Origin of the sequence: Alteribacter natronophilus (assembly GCF_006007885.1) — a bacterium.
GTDB classification, from domain to species: domain Bacteria; phylum Bacillota; class Bacilli; order Bacillales; family Salisediminibacteriaceae; genus Alteribacter; species Alteribacter natronophilus.
This window is the reverse complement of the sequence record NZ_VCRO01000001.1, coordinates 1,051,596-1,071,317: the sequence shown is the minus strand read 5'-3', so window position 1 is coordinate 1,071,317 and position 19,722 is coordinate 1,051,596. Positions and strand designations below refer to the sequence as shown.

Sequence of the window (19,722 nt, the reverse complement as noted above, 5' to 3'; positions counted from 1 at the left end):
TGTACTGAACACAAATACTTGGTAATTCACTTTAAAACGTGTAAAATACGAAGTAAGGCTATCATAAAGGAGTGTTTTCGTTAATGGATTTTCAGCTGTTTATGAATGATGTCGTACAGACGGCAAGAAAAGATATGACTGACGCAGGATATACAGAGCTTACAACACCTGAACAGGTGGAGGAAGTGTTCGGTAAAGAAGGGACAACCTTTGTACTGGTTAACTCTGTCTGCGGCTGTGCAGGCGGTATTGCACGTCCTTCTGCCCACTATATGAAGAATTACGAAGTGAAGGCAGACAATTATGTAACTGTTTTCGCCGGGCAGGACCGTGAAGCCACTGCGAAGGCCAGAGAATATTTCGAAGGTTATGAACCGTCGTCTCCGTCGTTTGCCCTTTTAAAGGACGGTAAAATCCAGACAATGCTCGAACGTCATGAAATCGAAGGTCATGAACCGATTGAAGTTGTGTCAAACCTGGAAAAAGCGTTCGACCAGTATTTTAAATAAGCACCTGTATAAGGAGGTGGAAGCCTCCTTTTTTATATGCTATAATTTTTCGTGGAAATTATAAATGGAAACTGAAATCTGCCCTGCAGATTTTCAACAATAAGGAGTGTCCGGCGTGCAGGAATTGTACAGGGAAATACATACGTATCTGAACATGGAGGAAGAAATTCCGTTTAAGACATTTGACCAGTACTACAAAAAAGTTATTGATCACTTTAACAGTCATGCTGATGAGTTTGAGGAAGAGGACGTATGGCGCGGCCTGTTTATCTCTGAAAATGTGATGAGCAATGCCGAAGGGCGTGCAAAAGAGGAGAAAGGTTCGAAGCAGGCGAAAAAGTATAAGAAAATGGCACAGCGCCTGAAACTCTGGGCACAGAACTTTGCCGGCCGTCTTCGTCAGATGGGGTATACGGACGAACAGATGAACGCCAGATTTGAAAGCATGTTTGAAGAAGAAGTGAAATAAATTTAAAAAAGTATTGCATCACCGAAAAAATATTGCTATACTGCAATAGTGCGAGCGGGAGAGATACTCCCGCTATCCGCATTAGCGCCTATGGTGAAAGGGATATCACACGAGATTCCGGTTCTCGCGTTCCAGGTTCGAATCCTGGTAGGCGCGCCATTATTCGATTACATACAGTCTCCGTCAGCTGGCGGAGACTTTTTTTACATCTGGTTGTGAATACGTTAACAATCTGGGCCGGGTGTCCCTGGTGTGCACGTATAGAATAGAGCACCTTATAGCACGATGTTAAAAGGCAGTATGCCGAAAAGGAGGAACCCGTTTGTTCAGGATCGGATACAGAACTCTGAAAACTGCACTCGGAGCCGCGCTTGCCATCGGGATTGCACAGTGGCTCCAGCTGGATTTCTACGCATCGGCCGGTATAATTACAGTACTCTGTATACAGAAAACCAAAAAGAAGTCCTTTCAGACTTCATGGGCAAGGTTTCTTGCCTGCCTGATTGGTCTCTTTTTTGCTGCCGTCCTCTTTGAAGCTCTCGGATACAACCCGCTTGTACTGGGCCTGCTTCTGCTTCTTTTTATTCCCGTAACTCTTATCGTCAGGGCCCAGGCCGGAATAGTCACAAGCTTAGTCGTTATGCTCCATCTGTACACACTGGAAGCTGTCAGTGTACCGATTATTCTGAACGAGCTTATCCTGATTGTAATAGGGATCGGCTGCGCGCTACTGATGAATATTTACATGCCGAGTGTTGAAACTGAACTGGCAAAAGACCAGCAGGAGCTTGAAGACCGGATCAGAACGATTCTTCATGAATTTGCAGTATATGTACGCAAAGGGGACTCTTCGTGGACCGGGAAGGAAATTACCGAGGCTGCTGAAATAGTGGACAGAGGGAAAAACACGGCGCTTCAGAACCTTGAAAATCATGTTCTACGATATGAAGACCTTTTTTATCATTATTTTAAAATGAGGGAAAAACAGCTCGATATTCTTGAGCGGATGATGCCCCTGCTCACTTCGGTGGATACAAAGGTCAAACAGGGGGAAATGGTGGCCGTGTTTCTGGAAAAACTGAGCGGAGCGGTTCACCCTGAAAATACAGCGCACATGTTTATTGATGAACTGGAAGAGCTGCAGGCATCGTTCAGAGAGATGCCGCTGCCGCAGTCCCGGGAGGAATTTGAAACGCGTTCCGCGATCCTACAGCTTATAAAAGAGCTGGAGCAGTACCTTATCATCAAAAGGCATTTTAAACCAAAAAGAGAATATACGATGTTCCGCTGAATAGACGAACCGCTTCCGTTACATAGTAAGAAAAAACGGAGGCGGTTTTTGTGATTCATCTGCTGCTTGCAATCTCACTCGTTGTTTCGCCGATCTGGCCGCTTGGTGTCAATCCGCTCCCGGGAGACCCCTATGTAATCGCGGACCTTGACCGGCTTGAACTTGCTTTTATTCAGGACGGAGAGGTGCGGCAGGTTTTCCCTGTTGCAGCCGGTTCGAAAGAAAAACTTACCCCTGTGGGAGAATTTACGCTTACGGTAAAAGCGGCTGATCCTTACTACCGTAAGAAAGATATTCCCGGCGGGGATAAGGACAACCCCCTCGGCACAAGGTGGCTTGGATTTGATGCAAGGGAGACTGATGGCCGTGTATACGGGATCCACGGGACGAACAATCCGGACTCGATCGGGAAAAGAGCAACAGCAGGCTGTATCAGAATGAATAATGCTGACGTGGAAATTCTATTTGAAGAGCTTCCTCTTGGGACACGGATTTTTGTAACAAGGGACGGAAGGGACTTTGGCGAAATTGCAGCAGAGCAGGGGGCAATACCTGAGTAGATGGGGCTATCGGCACATGTTTAACTGGCGTAATTTGGTAATATATATTATGAATTCCATATATTGCGTAAAGGGGAGTAAACATGAGGAAAATCGCGATTGCGCTAATTGTTTATGTTACGGCATGTTTTGCTGTGCTTCTGATCCCGGCATCCGAAGGCTATGACACTCTTCTTTGGAAGTTATTTGCCGGGCAGCTTTATGCCGTACCTGTTTTTATTCTCACCTGTTTTCTCCTCTTTTTACTGGAAAGGAAGAATGGAAAAGCATCGCGTGTGTAATAACTCAGAATATAAAAAAAGCTCAGGATCAGCTGATCCTGAGCTTTTTGTTTTTATCTGTTTACCACATGGCAACTCCGTACATGGCAGTTCCAAGGAACATAATGGCAATCATCATATAGACAATAGCTTTTCTCGCTTTGCGCGGCATGAAAATACCTCCTCACAACTGATCATATGAATCTATTTTAATCAAAAATGCAGATTTAAACAAGGGGGCGGAGAAAAATTGCCTGTCCATGGCGGTGCGTGCCCCGGCAGTGTAAAAAAGAGATACCGGTGAATATAAAGGTGAAACATGGAATGTAAAAGTCGAGAAGGATTTTTTTATGTCGAAATAGAAGTATAGTATGTTAGCGCTTTCTTGTGGTTGAAAAGCACCAGCGCGATGACAGAAAAGGAGGGTGAACAGTTATGAAAACGAAAGAAAGTTCCTACTTCAGAAACTGGCAGGAAAAAACAGAACGCCAGCTCGAAAAAAGGCCTGAAAGAAAAGAAACGTTCCATACTTCTTCCCGGATTCCGGTAGAACGGGTTTATGTTCCCGATCATTCGGATGATCAATATAAAGAACAGCTCGGACTCCCCGGTGAATATCCGTACACAAGGGGAATCCGCAATACGATGTACCGCGGCCGTCACTGGACTATGCGCCAGTATGCGGGGTTCGGTTCGGCGAAGGAAACAAACCGGCGTTTCCGCTATCTTCTCGAACAGGGGCAGACCGGACTCAGTGTAGCTTTCGATCTGCCGACGCAGATCGGCTACGACTCGGATGATGCCATGTCCCTTGGAGAGGTTGGAAAAGTCGGTGTAGCGATTGATTCCCTCGAGGACATGGAGCAGCTGTTTGAAGGTATTTCACTTGAACGGGTCAGTACGTCCATGACCATTAACGCCCCGGCTTCCATTCTGCTGGCCATGTATATGGTCGTTGCCGAGAAACAGGGAGTACCGGTGGAAAAGATTCAGGGTACAATCCAGAATGATATTTTAAAGGAATATATAGCGAGAGGCACATACATTTATCCTCCCGCACCATCCATGCGTCTCATTACTGATATCTTTTCCTACTGTACGGAAAATGCCCCCAAGTTCAACACAATCAGCATCAGCGGCTATCATATCCGTGAGGCGGGGGCCAATGCGGTTCAGGAGCTTGCATTCACACTCGCAAACGCAAAAGCATACGTGGATGCGGCGCTGGCAGCAGGATTGGATATCGATGATTTTGCACCGCGGCTGGCCTTTTTCTTTAACGGCCATAATCATTTCTTTGAGGAAGTGGCTAAATTCCGTGCTGCCCGCAGGATGTGGGCGAAAATTATGAAAGAGGAGTACGGAGCGAAGGATCCGAAAAGCTGGCAGCTGCGTTTTCACACCCAGGTTGCCGGTTCCACGCTGACTGCACAGCAGCCGGATAATAATATCGTCCGTGTGGCTCTCCAGGCAATGGCAGCTGTACTTGGGGGCACCCAGAGCCTTCATACAAACGCTAAGGATGAGGCCCTTGCTCTTCCTACGGAGGATTCTGCCCGCATTGCCCTGCGTACCCAGCAGATCATTGCCAACGAAACAGGGGTGGCAGATACAGTGGACCCTCTTGGCGGATCCTACTACGTTGAATCTCTTACAGACGAAATGGAAGAGGAAGCCGCTAAGTATATGAAGGAAATTGAAAACAGAGGCGGAGCGGTTGCTGCTGTAGACCAGCAGTATATGAAACAGGAAATTCAGAGAGCAGCCTATGATACTCAGAAGCGGATTGAAAACGAAGATGAAGTAGTGGTGGGCGTAAACCGGTACCAGCTGGATGAGGAACCAGAGCCTGAGCTTCTGGAAGTGGATGATACGTTTGTGGAAGACCAGCTCACAGCCATAAAACGCCTGCGCTCGGAAAGAGACAGTGACGAAGTGGAAAAAGCTCTTGCAGAGCTTAAATACCACGCTGAAGGATCGGCTAACCTGATGCCGTACATTAAAGAAGCAGTCCGTGCCTATGCAACCGTCGGGGAAATCAGCGGTGTGCTCAGGGACGTGTTTGGTGAGTACCAGGGATAGAGAGAGGGAGGCAATCGATTATGCACAGAAAAATCAGAGTACTGATAGCTAAACCGGGTCTTGACGGGCACGACCGCGGAGCACTTGTCATTGCCCAGGGTTTAAGGGATGCGGGGATGGAAGTCATTTATACGGGTCTTAGACAGACCCCGAAACAAATTGTACGGGCAGCCCTTCAGGAAGATGTGGACGCCGTTGGTCTGTCCTGTCTTTCAGGTGCCCACAATGTTCTTTTTCCGGAAGTGCTCAGGCTTTTACGGGAGGAGAAGGCAGAAGATATTATCGTTTTCGGGGGCGGCGTTATTCCGGGTCCTGATGCAGTCAGCCTTGAAGAAAAAGGAATCCGGAAGATCTTCACTCCGGGAACGCCTGTCAAGACAGTGGCTGCTTTCGTGGAGCAGGCCGTATTAGAAAGCAGGGGAGAAACAGAGGAGAACGCCCTTGAGCCGCCGCAGGGAGTTGACCATATCGGCATTGCTGTACGCTCCATTGACGAAGCCATGACGTTTTATGCCGATCATCTCCAGCTGAAGGCGGAGGCTGCAGTTGAAGTACCGGAGCAGGGGGTAAAGGTTGCATTCATTCCTCTTGGCAACACGAAGATCGAGCTGCTGGAACCGCTCGGGGAGGACAGTCCTGTTGCAAAATTTATTGAAAAACGGGGAGAAGGGCTTCACCACGTTGCTTTTTCCACCGGCGGTCTGGAAGCGAGACTCGCACAGCTGAAGCGGGAAGGCGTCACACTGTTAAATGAATCGCCCGTTACGGGAGCAGGCGGGTACCCGATTGCCTTTCTGCATCCAAAAGCAGCAAACGGAACACTTGTGGAGCTCTGCGATCCGTCAGCAAAGGGAGAAGGTGTAAAATCATAATGGATATGTATGACAAAATTAACGAACTGTACGATAAAAGACGGGCAATCGAACTTGGTGGGGGAGATGCCCGGATCGATAAACAGCACGAAAAAGGGAAGCTCACTGCCCGTGAACGGATTGATCTGCTCCTTGACGATGGAACCTTTACCGAACTGAACCCCTATATCGAGCACAGGTCAACGGATTTCGGCATGGAACCCGGATCAGCTCCAGGCGAAGGAGTGGTTACAGGGTATGGAAAGGTGAACGGCAGGCTGGTGTTTTTATTTGCCCAGGATTTCACAGTGTACGGTGGAGCCCTTGGGGAAATGCACGCCAGGAAAATTGCCGCTGCCATGGACCTCGCTGTAAAGAACAAAGCACCATTCGTTGGACTGAACGATTCAGGTGGAGCAAGGATTCAGGAAGGGGTACTTTCCCTTGACGGATATGGGCAGGTATTCTACCGTAACTCAATTTATTCCGGGGTAATTCCCCAGATTTCCGTCATCATGGGACCGTGCGCAGGGGGAGCAGTCTATTCCCCGGCTATTACTGATTTTGTATTTATGGTGGAGAAAACAAGCCAGATGTTTATTACAGGACCGAAAGTGATCGAAACAGTCACCGGCGAAAAAATCAGTTCCGAGGAGCTCGGAGGAGCATCCGTTCACGGTGCGATCAGCGGGAATGCCCATTTTACCTGCGAGAGTGAACAGCAGGCACTCGAAGAGGTGCGTGCACTGCTCAGTTACCTTCCGCAGCACAACGAGGAACAGCCACCAAGGAAGGATACCCCGGAGATGGACCATTTTCTGCCCGATATCCCGGATATCGTGCCGTTTGATCCATCCAGACCTTACGATGTAAGGAAGGTACTTGAAATGGTCGTTGACGAGGGCACCTTCATGGAAGTGCACGCCTCATTTGCGAAGAATGCGGTAGTTGGGTTTGCCAGGGTGAACGGACGCTCAGTCGGTCTGGTGGCAAATCAGCCGAAAGTGATGGCAGGAGGTCTTGATATAGATTCTTCGGACAAAATATCCCGCTTTATCAGACTTTGTGACTGTTACAACATTCCTCTTATTACGTTTGAAGATGTAACAGGCTTTTTCCCCGGGGTGAAACAGGAACACGGGGGCATTATCCGTCACGGGGCAAAAATTCTCTATGCCTACTCTGAAGCCACAGTACCCAAAATCACCGTTATTACCCGTAAGGCCTACGGCGGGGCATATGTAGCACTGAACAGTAAGGCAATCGGGGCCGATATCGTATTTGCATGGCCGAATGCGGAAATTGCCGTCATGGGACCTCACGGGGCGGCAAATATTATCTTTGCCAAGGAAATCCGTGAAAGCGATAATCCCGAGGAAACCCGTCAGGCAAAAATTGAGGAATACAGGGAGAAGTTCGCCAATCCTTATGTGGCTGCTGCAAACGGGATGGTGGATGATGTCATCGATCCGAGGGAAACAAGAATCAAGCTCATTCAGAGCCTGGATATGCTCGAGCGTAAATCCGAGGATCGTCCGGCAAAGAAGCACGGGAATATCCCCCTTTAGGACATCCTGTGGCTCCTCTGCTATACTGGAAGGGAAAACGTAAATTGGAGGCCAGAACATGATTAATCACGAACGTTTACTCGAAGAATTCAAGGAACTGGTTCAGATCGACTCTGAAACCAAATACGAAACAGCAATTGCAAAAGTTCTTAAAGAAAAATTTGAAGCTCTCGGCGTCCGGGTTAAGGAAGATGACACAACGTCCGTAACCGGTCACGGTGCAGGAAACCTCATCTGTACACTTGAGGGTAATACCGAGGGGGATACGATTTACTTCACGTCCCACATGGATACTGTCGTACCGGGAAAAGGTATTACTCCGATTGAAGAGGACGGATACATAAAGACGGACGGCACGACAATCCTCGGAGCTGACGATAAAGCGGGGCTTGCAGCCATGCTTGAGGCCATCCGTGTCCTTCAGGAAAACGACGTACCACACAGTACAGTCCAGTTCATCATTACAGTAGGTGAAGAATCCGGACTGGTCGGTGCAAAAGCTCTTGATCCTTCTGATATTACGGCAGGCTATGGCTATGCTCTCGACAGCGATGGGAAAGTGGGCAGCATTATTATTGCAGCACCGACCCAGGCTAAAGTAAAAGCGGCAGTTTACGGCAAAACGGCTCATGCAGGGGTCGCTCCTGAAAAAGGTATTTCCGCCATCACACTTGCATCCAAAGCAGTGGCGCGCATGCCTCTTGGGCGGATTGATGAGGAAACCACAGCCAACATCGGCCGTTTCGAAGGAGGAAGCCAGACAAATATCGTCTGCGACCGCGTGGACATTCTTGCTGAAGCCCGTTCTCTTGTCAAAGAGAAAATGGAATCCCAGGTGGAAAAGATGAAAGCGGCATTCGAGGAGACGGCAGCGGAAATGGGTGGACGGGTTGAACTCGACATCGATGTGATGTATGCCGGCTTTAAGCACGAAGAAGGGGACGACATTGTGGAAACAGCGAAGCGTGCTGTGAAGGCAGTAGGCCGTGAACCGAAGCTTCTCCAGAGCGGCGGCGGCAGTGATGCCAACATTATTGCCGGACATGGTGTGCCTACGATCAACCTCGGAATCGGTTACGAGGAGATTCATACAACAAACGAACGTATGCCGATCGAGGAGCTGAATAAAACTGCAGAGCTTGTACTGGCTCTCATTAAAGAAGCTGCACAAGCGTAAAAGTCTCTCCCCCGGATCATCCGACCCGGGGGAGTTATTTCTGCTCCACGGGTGACTGACACAGCGGCAGAAATTAAGTTACTGCAGAAGCCGCTGAAGAGATAAAATGACCGCGGGAGCAGTCAAACACAGCAGGGCCACTGGAGATTGTAAAAAAGTGTGATTTTTCATTTGGAATCACGCTTTATTTGGCGAATTATGGTACTATATGAAAGTACATCAGCAGTAGACAAGTAAACTATCGAAGCGAAAGGGAAGTGACCCTGATGACCGTGAATCATAAAAATCATCTGCTTATGAATTATATCCGGGGTATGGCAAAAACGCTTGAGGAGGAGTGGCAGACTGGCGCAAAACAGCTTGGTCTCACGCTCGCCGAACAGCACATTATGTGGATTGTCTATCTTGAGGACCGTGCATCCATTTCCACGATCGCAAAAGTAGGGCTCTGGGACCGGTCAACCGTTATGCAGGTTATTAAACGGCTCGTTAACAAAGGTCTGGTACAGGTCCAGAAAGATGAGAGCGATCTCAGGGTTTCCTATGTTATTCTTACCGAGGCAGGGCATGAGAAACGAAAGCAGACCCAGTCCTCCTCTTTTAAATTATTTGAATTCATTCAGGAATACCAGAAAGAAAAACCGGAGTTTATGAAAGAGCTTGTTGATTTCCACCGGGAAGCCAACCGTTATTTTCACGGAGAGGAATTCGTGGAATGGGTGGAAAAAACGACAGAGGAGTATGATCAGAAAACCGGGGTCGGAAACCGTGAGTAGGAGAGGCTGAATAAAAGCATCCATTTCCCCGGTAAGCGGTGAGATGGTGCAATAAGCAGAACAAAAACCGGAAGGACACTATTGCAGCAGTCCCGCCGGTTCTTCCATCTCTCCGAATTCGAGAGATTCGAGTATAAGTTCTTCAGAATAACCTGTCTGATCAGAGAGCTGCTCTATTGAAGGTGAAGGCCATTCGTTTTCTGCGTAGTGGTTCAGCAGTTCAGCAATTAAATAAAGTACCGAATCATAGATGGTCGATTTTTGAGGAACAATGTACATCATAACCTAATGACCACCTTTCAATTTTGTTTTATCAATCATAACACACTCAAGCAGGAATGAAAGCCTTTTACTGTTATTTTACGTGAATCCCAGAGCTGACCGGGAAGACGGACTGTCTTCAGCCCGGTGGGCTTTTTTCGCGCCTTGACAGGGAGCAGGATTGCAGTGTTGCATTTAAACCTCTTCCGCTTCATGATAAGGATAGGAGGGAAGAATGGTGGAGCAGCGAAGCAGCAGGAAAAAAGGAAGAATCATACTGCATGTGGATATGAACAGTTTTTATGCCTCTGTGGAAGCGGCGTGGGACCCTTCCCTAAGGGGAAAGCCACTTGCCATAGCGGGGAATCCCGAGGAACGGCGTGGCATCGTTGTTACGGCCAGCTATGAAGCGAGGGCCAGGGGTGTGAAGCCGCCTATGCCATTATGGGAGGCGAAGAAAAAATGTCCTGATCTGCTGGTACGGAAACCGGATTTTGATAAATACCGCCAGGCATCAGCCTCCATGTTTCAGCTTCTGTACGAATTTACACCTCTCGTGGAACCCGTCAGCATAGACGAAGGTTATATGGATATTACGGACTCTGTGAGGCCGGGACAGGCGGTGGAGACGGCAGGGCACATCCAGAAACGGCTGATGAACGAACTTGGTCTGCCGTCAAGCATCGGTGTAGCGCCAAACAAATTTCTGGCCAAAATGGCGAGCGATATGAAAAAACCGATGGGAATCACTGTTCTGAGAAAAAGACAGGTTAAAGAAATACTCTGGCCCCTGGAGACGATCGAAATGCACGGAGTCGGGGAAAAAACAAGGGAGAAACTGAAAAAATTCGGTATCTTTACGATTGGGGAACTCGCTTCAGCCGACCGGGATAAACTGAAGCAGCATCTTGGTGTGTCGGGACTGAAACTGCGTGAACGGGCAAATGGCCTTGATCAGCGTCCTGTTGATCCGGAGGCAGTGAGTGAGTTTAAGAGCATCGGGAACTCCACCACTATGCCGAAGGATATTACAGACCGGACCATGGTCAGAAAGGTCCTGATGAACCTGTCTGACTCGGTTGCACGGCGTATGAGAAAAAAGGAAGTGTATGCGGGGAACATCCAGCTTACGATCCGTTATCACGACAGAAAAACAGTGACAAGGAGCAGAAAGCTGCAGAACCCTGTAAGTACTCATGCGGATCTGTTTGAAGCTTCCTGGCGGCTGTTTGACGAATACTGGAACCGGGAGCCGGTAAGGCTCCTTGGCGTAACCGCCATGGACCTGGTGGAAAAAGGACAGGCATACAAGCAGCTCGACCTGTTTTCCTATGAAAAAGATCAAAAAGAAAACGATCTTGCGTCTGCCGTGCATACCATTCGGGATAAATACGGTGAAAGTGTACTTCTTAAAGGTGCACAGCTTTCCAGGGACCGGAGTGATCAGCTGAGGGACCGGAAACGGAGAGGCACGAGTCTGGAAAAGGACTTCCTGCGTGAAAACCTGTTTAACCAGAAGGAAGAGGAGTGAAACAGAGGAGATGGAGATACAGAAAACAGCCCGGAAACCCCTGGCCGGGGCAAGGTCTGTAAACAAAAATACCGGCGGGCAGGGAACGGCGTTTCAGGATATGCTGCAGAAGGACCAGCAGAAACACTCCAGGGAGCGATTCGAGGCAATGGCAGCAAAAATTGAGGAGCAGGGTGAACGTTTGTCCCGCACAAGGACGGCAGGCGATTTAAGGAGCTACAGAAAACTCGTGGCTGGATTTATGAACGATGCTGTTGCTTACGCTCTTTCACTCGAGGAGTCGGGCAGCAGAGGACCTGCGGGGAACTCAAAAGTATACCGGCTTGTCCGTCAGGTTGACGATGAACTGGCAAAGCTTACGGAACAGGTGCTCGGGGAAAGCGGCGGCCTCCCCATCCTGGAACAGACTGGCACAATTAAGGGACTCCTTGTTAATCTGTATACATAAGCTGTCCGAAGAATACAACAGAAGCTCCGTTTTACGCCGGACACCTGAGGCTGAAATGTTCAGTTTTGAATCACCGCTGTGAGTGAGGAATGAAAAAACGGGTACATAATAGGTGGACCGGATAAATCGTTGAGAAGGCGGTGTGGACGTGTTTCGAGGAAAATTTGTATATACGACTGTCATCGAGAGCCCTGTTGAGGATGTGTGGTCATTCTTCTCAAAAAATGAAAATCTCGCTGCCATTACAGGTTTCCCCGAAGTAAATGTTACTGGTGATCGGGAAGTCCGCAAAGGGGCAGTCATTCAGCTGGAGCTCGACTTCAAACTGTTTTTTATGAACTGGCAGGCAAGAATTATCCGTGCTGAAACGGGATCTTTTTTTCAGGATGCAGGAGAAAAGGTGCCTTTTCCGTTCAGACTGTGGCTGCACACCCACAGGTTTGAGGGCATCCCGGGCGGGAAGACAAAGATGACGGATGAGGTGGCATTCAGTTCGTGGGTTCCTGTTCCCCTCATAAAAATAATGCTTTACGGAATGTTTCTGGACCGTAAAAGACAGCTGGGCAGGCTATCCATATACAAAAGATCCCGGGAGGAATAATACATTCCTTCCGGGTTTTGTGTTTCCATGGCTACCAGGAGCGGCCATACTGTTTGGGGGGTTCAATGTCTGCATTCAGCTCCCGCGCAGCCGAACGGGCCCAGTAAGGATCCCTCAGCAGAGCCCTGCCGATAAAGACCAGGTCGGCACGCCCGTTCTGCAGAATTTCCTCTGCCTGTGTTCCGGAGGTAATCAGACCTACAGCTCCTGTCATAATATCAGCGTCCCGTCTGATGGTTTCCGAGTGCCGCAGCTGATAACCCGGATATACACTGATCGGAGTCCGGATAATGCCCCCGGTACTGCAGTCGATCAGATCCACTCCAAGAGCTTTTAGCCATTCTGCAGCCTGAACGAAGTCCTGAAGTTGATTCCCGTCCGGATGATATTCGTCTGCGGAAATCCTGACAAAGAGTGGACCATCCCACTCTTTTTTCACTTCCTCGGTTACTTCCTTAAGGAAACGGAAGCGGTTTTTAAGGCTGCCGCCATAGCTGTCGGTTCTGCTGTTGGACAATGGAGAAAGAAACTGGCTGATCAGGTAGCCGTGAGCCCCGTGAATCTCGATAATGTCAAAGCCGGATTCTCTGGCGCGGCGTGCACCATCTCTGAATGCTTCAATCGTCTCACGGATCTGTTCCTCCGTCATAGCAGCAGGTACTTTCGCCTTTTCGTCAAACCCGATTGCAGAAGGGGCGATGGTCTCTCCTTCGTAAATCGCTTTTCGGCCGGCGTGTCCCAGCTGGACAGCCGTTTTTGCACCGTGTTTTTTTATAAGTGTAGTAAGCTTTTTGAGCCCGGGTATGTGGTCGTCACTCCAGATCCCGAGATCCTGCGGTGAAATCTGGCCCTGTCTGGTGACGGGAACGGCTTCTGTTACGATAAGGCCGGTCTGTCCCACTGCCCGGCTTGTATAGTGGGTCAGGTGCCAGTCGTTGACCATACCGTCTTCATTCTCACATGAGTACATGCACATGGGTGACATGACAATACGGTTTTTCAAAGTGACGTTTTTTATCGTTAGGGGTGAAAACAGCTCTGTCTTTACACTCATTCCAAATAACCTCCTGATAAGTGTTTCGGGTATCTAAAAGACAGCGTATCATAACCTGTCCCTGATGACGAGCGGGGAGCCCCGGGGGCTGTTTTCAGGGAGTTATGTTTATCAGTGTTTGCCGGGAAAGGACTTAAATCCGGCCAGTCTGCATTCCCTGAAACCACAGAAAAAGTCCCGGGATCAGGTCCCCGGGACTCCGGTGCAGAGTATGGTCAGCCGACTCAGCCGCGTTTTTTCTGGTCATGCAGATAGCCGTTCAGGTAGGCGAGAAGTTTACTTCTTGTAATAATGCCGAGAAAAGATCCGTTCACGTCTTCGACACACAAAAATGGGTTGTTGATCGACTGGGAAAGAGCTTTTTCAAAAGGCGATTCTTCGCTTACGCAGGCAAATGAGGTACTCATAACGTCACCGACGATGGTATTTTCCAGGCGTTCCGGTTCAATCTGCTCAAGCCCTATAATGGAGTCGAGAATCTGTGCCTTGCTGATCAGTCCGCGAAGTCTGTAGGATGTATCGAGAACTGGAATTGCGGTATATCCGGATTTCACCAGGACGAGCAGAGCATGTTCAAGGGAATTATCCGGTTGAACGTGAGCCACTTCTTCAGCAGGAATGACGAACGAGTGAATGGGTTGTTGAAGAATATGACACTCTTGTAGATTTTGCATGTTTACAGCACACTTTCTGTTTTAGTTTGACCTTGAGAAGGACAGTTTTCAGGCTGGCTGAAAGCAGGCTTTCATTAAAAAAGCGTTGCCGGGCAGGCGGGGCCTGATTCAGCGCAACGTCACCTGACACTGCCTTATATTCCATTTATTAGATACCCAAAATGCTGTTCTGATTAAACTTCTGTTTTCTCCATCTACAATGTTAGAGAAACATGGGGGAAAAGTCAATCCGTTAATGTAAACGCTTACAAGTATAGGTTATGCCCTGCCGTCCGCTGCGGTGTGTGTGCTCGTTTAGAAATGACCAATTTCATCCATACTTAATAACGGAACTTTTTTCTTCGGGAGGAAATAAACTTATGCACAGTAAGCAGACGGTCCGGTATTTGTGTCAGATTTACCCTTCTGGTAATGAATACTACTTCAAGGAAGAGATTATTACCCATGATTCGTGGGATAACCTCAATTCTCTCGAATGGGGAAGAAGACGGCCCGTAACGAAAGAGACGTTTGAAAAACGGCGCAGGGAAGGGTACAGGGTTCACAGGACATTTATCGATAAACCGATGGGACAGCTTCTGCATTTTCCCCTGTCAAATCAGCACGAAATAGAGGAGACGGGGAGAAAATAGCGAAAATTAACAAAGAGCATAAAATGCGGACATCCGGGAAGCTGTATAAAACAGAGAAGTACGTCCTTTGGCAGGGAGAAGTAACGGCTGCCGTGATGGACGTTCAGGAGACGGAGGGATTACGGATGGGAAAATGGCAGTCAGCAGATCAGCTTAAGGATCTGACTATTTCTTTATGCGAGTATGCGAGTGTAACCGGCAGTGAAGAGGAAATCGGGATTATGGAGTTCGTGGATTATGAGTTAAGAAATCTTCCGTATTTCAGGGAAAATAAAGATCACCTGCAGACTCACTATACGAAGGACGGCAGAAAGTACGTTTCCGCTCTGGTTAAAAGCCGCAGGGAAACGGATCGGACACTCATCATAATGGGCCATCTGGACGTGGTGGATGTGGAGGACTACGGTGAATGGAAGCACCTTGCCTTTCGTCCACGTGAGTTTACGGAACAGATGATTGCAGGGAAGGACGAACTGCCGGACGATGTTCGGCACGATATAGAAAATGGTGACTGGCTTTTCGGCCGTGGCGTCATGGATATGAAAGCAGGCATCGCTCTTTGTATGCGGATAATTGAAAAAGCAGGAGAAGGAGCTTTTGAAGGAAATATCCTGATGCTGGCTGTTCCTGATGAAGAGGTGAACTCCACCGGGATGAGGGAGGCGGCCGATGCGCTTCTCGAACTGTCGCGGGTGCACAGTCTTAAATACACGCTGGCCTGGAATACTGAACCGGTTTTCTCGGGCTATCCGGGAGATGAGCACCTGTATGTGTACAGAGGATCTCTTGGGAAAATTCTGCCCGGGTTTTACTGCTATGGGGAAGAGGCCCATGTTGCTGAACCATTCTCGGGGCTGAACGGAAACTTTATGGCTTCATACGTAAACGATGCACTGGAACTCAACCCTGATTTTACGGAAAAGGAAGGGATGCAGAAGACACCGCCACCGGTAAGTCTGATCCAGAAGGACCTGAAGACTGAATATTCCACTCAGATTCCTCATACTGCTGTCGTTCTGTTTAACCTTCTTTATATGAAAAAGAAGATGAAGGATGTTACCGGAGAGCTTCTCAGTCTCGCCGAAACTGCAGCGCAGCGTATAGAGAAGGCCTATGCAGAGCGGGAAAAAGCGTTTGCTGAAGATCATGGATATGAACCTGAAAGAAAAAATATCCGGATCCTCACTTATGAGGAGCTGTGGAATCATGCTGTTGCCCACCACGGAGAGGAAGAAGTAAAAAGGCAGGTGTCATTTATCCAGGCTAACGAAACACATGCTGATGACCGTGAGCTCACAATTCGCACAGTCCATCACATAGCCGGTTTCTGCAAGGATCTGGCACCGATGATTGTACTGTTTTACAGTCCTCCCTACTATCCGGCAGTGGAGTCTGCAGATCACCCTCTTGTAGGAAAAGTGGCAGAGAGGATTAAACGGGAAGCCGGCTCCCTTCAGAAAAGGGGAGTTCTTGACTATCCTTATTTTCCGGGCCTCAGCGATTTAAGCTATCTTCAGCTTCCGGATTCAAAAAAGTCCCTCGATGTGATGCTTCAGAATATGCCTCTCTGGGAAGTATCATATGACCTTCCTCTGGAAGCCATGAAAAAACTGAGTGTTCCGGTCATGAATTTCGGTCCTTTCGGAAGAGGGGCACACAGCTGGACGGAGCGCCTTGAAATGTCATATTCGTTTGGGGAACTGCCGGAGATTATGGAAAAAGGCATTCAGGAAGTATTTAAATAAAGCGAGGGGCATACATGCCTCAGACAAACTGAGAAGAGGAGAAGCCGGTGAGCCTCCCCGTGCTGCGCACTGCGGCTCACCGCGGCTTTTCATCATAGCAGGTGTCTGTGTATTTCTTTATCGGCTGAAGCGGTTTGTGGTTCGGGTTTTCTGTCATACGATTCTTCAGTACCCCGGTCTCATTCACTTAACTGTATTAATCGCGGCTTCTTACGGATTTTTCCTGCGGTTGCTTTCAATAAAATACGCCATGAAAATCTCATCATCATATTCATGGTCAATGTAGATCTGATCTTTCTGTACACCTTCAACGACGAAGCCGAACCGTTCATACAGCTTTACGGCCACTTCATTTTTTGCAAAGACGGTGAGGCAGATTTTATAGAGGCCGTTCCTTTTTCCCCAATCAAGAGTGTACTCCATCAGCTTCTTGCCAAGCCCTTTTCCCTGGGCAGGCACGGCAAGCCACGTTCTGAACAGGGCAGTATGCCGCTTCATCTTCAGGTCGCCCCTCAGAAGGCGGGCCAGGCCGTACACGCTGCCGTCGATTTCCACGACAGTGTACATATTGTTCTTTTCCTTCATTTCTTTAATAAAAGCCTGCTCCTCTTCCACCGTGCGGACCTTTTCCTTCTGGATGTAGCGGCCTTTCTGGATGATTTCCTCCACGTTTGTAATGATGTCAAAAGCATCGTCCGGCACAGCTGGTCGGAGAGTAACCATTGTGCCTTCTTCGGCTGTAAAAGTGACCGTTTCTGTTTCACTCACTGCGGTTTCCTCCCTTTACCCGCTGCCAGAACTCGCCGGGTTCTTTTTCGATCCTTGTGGGAATCAGTTCGGACGCAGGAACAATCTTTATGTTACGGTCTTTCAGGTGTTCGAGTGCATCGGATATCCCGTTAAACGTGTCTGTCCCTTTGATCCCCACGTGCCCGATGCCAATAGCTTCCCCGTTTCTCTCAGCCTGGCTGCACAGACGGATCATCTGTTTGTAGACATGGTGTCTTGAGGAGCGGCTGTCGTCGAGGAAGGTATCCCTGACGGCCCACCGGAGGTTCATTTCCTCAGCCAGTTCGGGGATGACGGAATCAGGGCTCGTCCCGCTGTCAATAACATAAAGGTCGTGTTCCCGGGCGACTTCAAGGATGATTTTCATAATCCGTCGGTTTCCTACGATATTGGACCCCATATGATTGTTCAGTCCTTTGGCGTAGGGGACGTCCTCAATGGCTTTTTCGACCCTGTTTTTCACTTCCTCATCACTAAGCTCCGAAGTAATCGGCATCGGTCCCAGCCAGGAGGCTTTTCCGTTTTTCGGTTCGAGGGGGAGGTGGACAATGACTTCAAAGCCGAGCTCGTGTGCCATTTCCGCCTGTTCTGTTGATTCCTCCAGAAAAGGCATGACTGCCACGGTAATGGGAATATCCGCCCGGAGGAAGCGGTATACGCCTCCCGTATTCCCTCCAAAATCATCGATAATGACTGCTACTTTCGCTTCCTTTTCGGCTTTTCCGGATCCGGCCTGGGTGGCTGCTGCGGGGTCCGCCGGTAAAGAGAGAAAAAGGGCAAAAATCAGCACAGTGCCCAGGATGATTCTGATATTCATAAAATACCGCCTCTTTTCTTCAGGGGTGATAATCTGACTGTTCTGTCTGATAGTATGGCCTGAGAGAAGGGAATTAACAGCCAAAAAGAAAACGCCCTTTGAAAGGGCGTTATTTCCGCTGGTTCGGAAAGGCGGTGTTAAGCTGTCCACGGAGCATCTTTTTGCGGATCTGCTCCCTGTTGGCTTTCTGTTTTTCCTCTTTACGTATTTCAAATGTCTGCATACCGTCTTCCATTTTGTTGGCGATTTCCACAAGGCGTTCCACATCCATAAAGGAGTACTTTCGTGTACCTCCCTTTGAGCGTTCGGGGCTGATCAGTTTCCGCTGCTCGTAGTAACGGATCTGGCGCTCTGAAAGGCCGGTCAGTTCGCTGACCACACCGATGCTGATTACTTTTTTGTCCTTGTACGACTTCATCGTATCGATCCTTTCTTCCGTCCGTTTTACGCTCAGCTTTTCTATTATTATAGCAGGTCAGGGAAAAAAGGTTCCCAGTTTGTAAGATTATCTAACATAGTCGTGTGGTTACGGGCAAAGGCGCAGCTTTTTATCCTTTTCACTGCAGACGAAAAAAGAAGCTGACCCGTTAAAGTGAAGTTTTCACCAGCAGGTCAGCTTTCTTCGGTTATCCGCTCTTATTATCCCCGTTCCTGTCAAGGTGTTCCCGGAGCAGGTCTTTCAGTTCCCCAACTTCCCTGCGCAGTTCTGTGACTTCTTTTTTCGTTTCATCAATCTCCTCTTCTTCGGAGGATTCGGCTTTTTCCACGTTATTGACAATAACCCCGATAAAGAGGTTGAAAACGACGAAGGTTCCTACAAGGACGAATGCCACAAAATAGATCCATGACCACGGCATTACTTCAAATATCGGGCGCATGACCTGACTCGCCCAGGATTCAAGCGTAACGACCTGGAAGAGGGTCAGCAGGGACAGCTGCAGGGAGCCGAAGTACTCAGGTGCCACTTCCTGAAACAGCATCGTTCCTGTTACACCGAAAATATAGAAGATGATACTCATGAGCAGGAGAATATTTCCGAGAGCCGGGATCGTCATCAGCAGGGCATCCACGAGGCGTCTGAGTGACGGAATGACAGAGATGGCACGGAAAACCCGAAGCACCCTGAGAATTCTCAGTACAGTGACAAAGTAGGCCCCTGTGAGCAGCAGACCGCTCAGGACGATGATGAAGTCAAACCAGTTCCAGCCGCTTTTAAAGAAATCCTTCAGTGTGCGTGCCGCAAGCATTCGAAGGGCGATCTCCACAGCGAAAATTCCCAGCAGAATCCGGTCGATCGCAAAAAATGCGGAGCGGTACTCCTCATAAAGGTGAGGGTAGGTTTCGAGTCCCACTACGACGGCGTTAATAAAAATAAGTGTAAGGATGACAGAGGTGAAGTATTTATGCTCGACAAACCAGTCGAGCTTTCTTTTCCACCCGGGCATTGAATGTTTCATGTATGTATTCCGCTCCTCATAAATGCTCCCTTATATAATCCTCTATTATTCTACTAGAATAACGTCAAAGATGAAACCTTCTTTCTCCTGCACCGCCAAATAGTTGTCGCACGTCTTCGAAATTAGCTATAATAAGTGAGATAACCGTCATGGAAGAAAGTGGGGCTTCA

23 protein-coding genes and 1 tRNA gene are annotated in these 19,722 nt (G+C 48.6%); 16 read left to right on the top strand and 8 right to left on the bottom strand.

From position 1 onward, the window contains the following. The first annotated feature begins 83 nt into the window (after positions 1-83). The 6 genes from FGB90_RS05390 (at position 84) to FGB90_RS05365 (ending at position 3,110) form a co-directional block, all read left to right on the top strand. Entirely contained in the window at positions 84-509 is a 426-nt protein-coding gene (locus FGB90_RS05390) for a BrxA/BrxB family bacilliredoxin (RefSeq protein ID WP_138809512.1), read from the top strand. Between the two features lie 115 nt (positions 510-624). After that, a complete protein-coding gene (locus FGB90_RS05385) occupies positions 625-978 on the top strand; it encodes a hypothetical protein (RefSeq protein ID WP_138809511.1) in 354 nt (117 codons plus the stop codon). Positions 979-1,062: 84 nt separating this feature from the next. After that, positions 1,063-1,137 (top strand) — tRNA-Arg (locus FGB90_RS05380). Positions 1,138-1,300: 163 nt separating this feature from the next. Then, positions 1,301-2,269, top strand: a complete 969-nt coding sequence (locus tag FGB90_RS05375; RefSeq protein WP_138809510.1) for an aromatic acid exporter family protein — start codon at positions 1,301-1,303, stop codon at positions 2,267-2,269. Positions 2,270-2,319: 50 nt separating this feature from the next. Beyond that, positions 2,320-2,829 carry a L,D-transpeptidase gene (locus FGB90_RS05370; RefSeq protein ID WP_171051709.1) on the top strand — a complete coding sequence of 170 codons (510 nt, stop codon included), beginning with the start codon at positions 2,320-2,322 and terminating at the stop codon, positions 2,827-2,829. Positions 2,830-2,912: 83 nt separating this feature from the next. Further along, the gene (locus FGB90_RS05365; protein ID WP_138809509.1) at positions 2,913-3,110 is read left to right on the top strand and encodes a DUF4017 family protein; all 198 of its coding nucleotides are present in this window, start codon (positions 2,913-2,915) and stop codon (positions 3,108-3,110) included. Positions 3,111-3,171: 61 nt separating this feature from the next. Here FGB90_RS05365 and prli42 read toward each other — a convergent pair whose 3' ends face one another. Then, positions 3,172-3,261 (bottom strand): stressosome-associated protein Prli42, encoded by a 90-nt coding sequence (prli42, locus tag FGB90_RS19595; protein ID WP_161524720.1) that lies wholly within the window; start codon positions 3,259-3,261, stop codon positions 3,172-3,174. 263 nt (positions 3,262-3,524) lie between these two features. Between prli42 and FGB90_RS05360 the strand changes: the two genes are divergently transcribed. The 5 genes from FGB90_RS05360 to FGB90_RS05340 all read left to right on the top strand — a co-directional run bounded on the left by FGB90_RS05360 (position 3,525) and on the right by FGB90_RS05340 (position 9,543). Next, positions 3,525-5,171 carry an acyl-CoA mutase large subunit family protein gene (locus FGB90_RS05360; RefSeq protein WP_138809508.1) on the top strand — a complete coding sequence of 549 codons (1,647 nt, stop codon included), beginning with the start codon at positions 3,525-3,527 and terminating at the stop codon, positions 5,169-5,171. Positions 5,172-5,191: 20 nt separating this feature from the next. Further along, entirely contained in the window at positions 5,192-6,043 is an 852-nt protein-coding gene (gene mce / locus FGB90_RS05355; RefSeq protein ID WP_138809507.1) for a methylmalonyl-CoA epimerase, read from the top strand. Further along, positions 6,043-7,590: an acyl-CoA carboxylase subunit beta gene (locus tag FGB90_RS05350; RefSeq protein WP_138809506.1), complete on the top strand. Its 1,548-nt coding sequence runs from the start codon at positions 6,043-6,045 to the stop codon at positions 7,588-7,590. Before mce ends, FGB90_RS05350 begins: the two co-directional genes overlap by 1 nt. Positions 7,591-7,648: 58 nt before the next feature. After that, positions 7,649-8,767, top strand: a complete 1,119-nt coding sequence (locus FGB90_RS05345; RefSeq protein ID WP_138809505.1) for a M20/M25/M40 family metallo-hydrolase — start codon at positions 7,649-7,651, stop codon at positions 8,765-8,767. 266 nt (positions 8,768-9,033) lie between these two features. Next, entirely contained in the window at positions 9,034-9,543 is a 510-nt protein-coding gene (locus tag FGB90_RS05340) for a MarR family transcriptional regulator (RefSeq protein WP_138809504.1), read from the top strand. Between the two features lie 78 nt (positions 9,544-9,621). On the opposite strand, the gene FGB90_RS05335 is transcribed toward FGB90_RS05340, so the two are convergent. Next, a complete protein-coding gene (locus FGB90_RS05335; RefSeq protein ID WP_138809503.1) occupies positions 9,622-9,825 on the bottom strand; it encodes a hypothetical protein in 204 nt (67 codons plus the stop codon). A gap of 214 nt (positions 9,826-10,039) precedes the next feature. Between FGB90_RS05335 and FGB90_RS05330 the strand changes: the two genes are divergently transcribed. The 3 genes from FGB90_RS05330 to FGB90_RS05320 all read left to right on the top strand — a co-directional run bounded on the left by FGB90_RS05330 (position 10,040) and on the right by FGB90_RS05320 (position 12,384). After that, positions 10,040-11,335 carry a DNA polymerase IV gene (locus FGB90_RS05330; protein ID WP_138809502.1) on the top strand — a complete coding sequence of 432 codons (1,296 nt, stop codon included), beginning with the start codon at positions 10,040-10,042 and terminating at the stop codon, positions 11,333-11,335. Positions 11,336-11,345: 10 nt separating this feature from the next. Further along, positions 11,346-11,783 (top strand): YaaR family protein, encoded by a 438-nt coding sequence (locus FGB90_RS05325; protein ID WP_138809501.1) that lies wholly within the window; start codon positions 11,346-11,348, stop codon positions 11,781-11,783. 148 nt (positions 11,784-11,931) lie between these two features. Further along, positions 11,932-12,384 carry an SRPBCC family protein gene (locus tag FGB90_RS05320; RefSeq protein WP_138809500.1) on the top strand — a complete coding sequence of 151 codons (453 nt, stop codon included), beginning with the start codon at positions 11,932-11,934 and terminating at the stop codon, positions 12,382-12,384. 31 nt (positions 12,385-12,415) lie between these two features. Here FGB90_RS05320 and namA read toward each other — a convergent pair whose 3' ends face one another. Both namA and cbpB read right to left on the bottom strand, forming a co-directional pair. Beyond that, entirely contained in the window at positions 12,416-13,438 is a 1,023-nt protein-coding gene (namA, locus tag FGB90_RS05315) for an NADPH dehydrogenase NamA (RefSeq protein WP_138809499.1), read from the bottom strand. A 224-nt stretch (positions 13,439-13,662) separates the two neighbouring features. Next, positions 13,663-14,112: a cyclic-di-AMP-binding protein CbpB gene (cbpB, locus tag FGB90_RS05310; RefSeq protein WP_138809498.1), complete on the bottom strand. Its 450-nt coding sequence runs from the start codon at positions 14,110-14,112 to the stop codon at positions 13,663-13,665. A gap of 359 nt (positions 14,113-14,471) precedes the next feature. On the opposite strand from cbpB, the gene FGB90_RS05305 reads away from it, so the two are divergent. Both FGB90_RS05305 and FGB90_RS05300 read left to right on the top strand, forming a co-directional pair. Further along, positions 14,472-14,744, top strand: a complete 273-nt coding sequence (locus tag FGB90_RS05305) for a hypothetical protein (protein WP_138809497.1) — start codon at positions 14,472-14,474, stop codon at positions 14,742-14,744. 125 nt (positions 14,745-14,869) lie between these two features. Further along, positions 14,870-16,489 (top strand): M20/M25/M40 family metallo-hydrolase, encoded by a 1,620-nt coding sequence (locus FGB90_RS05300; RefSeq protein ID WP_171051708.1) that lies wholly within the window; start codon positions 14,870-14,872, stop codon positions 16,487-16,489. 210 nt (positions 16,490-16,699) lie between these two features. Here FGB90_RS05300 and FGB90_RS05295 read toward each other — a convergent pair whose 3' ends face one another. The 4 genes from FGB90_RS05295 to FGB90_RS05280 form a co-directional block, all read right to left on the bottom strand. Further along, a complete protein-coding gene (locus tag FGB90_RS05295) occupies positions 16,700-17,212 on the bottom strand; it encodes a GNAT family N-acetyltransferase (protein WP_138810028.1) in 513 nt (170 codons plus the stop codon). A gap of 37 nt (positions 17,213-17,249) precedes the next feature. Further along, entirely contained in the window at positions 17,250-18,095 is an 846-nt protein-coding gene (locus FGB90_RS05290) for a divergent polysaccharide deacetylase family protein (protein WP_138809495.1), read from the bottom strand. A 109-nt stretch (positions 18,096-18,204) separates the two neighbouring features. Beyond that, complete coding sequence (locus tag FGB90_RS05285; RefSeq protein WP_138809494.1) at positions 18,205-18,513, bottom strand: MerR family transcriptional regulator; 309 nt, start codon at positions 18,511-18,513, stop codon at positions 18,205-18,207. Positions 18,514-18,721: 208 nt separating this feature from the next. After that, positions 18,722-19,552 carry an ion transporter gene (locus tag FGB90_RS05280; RefSeq protein ID WP_138809493.1) on the bottom strand — a complete coding sequence of 277 codons (831 nt, stop codon included), beginning with the start codon at positions 19,550-19,552 and terminating at the stop codon, positions 18,722-18,724. Positions 19,553-19,722 lie beyond the last annotated feature (170 nt).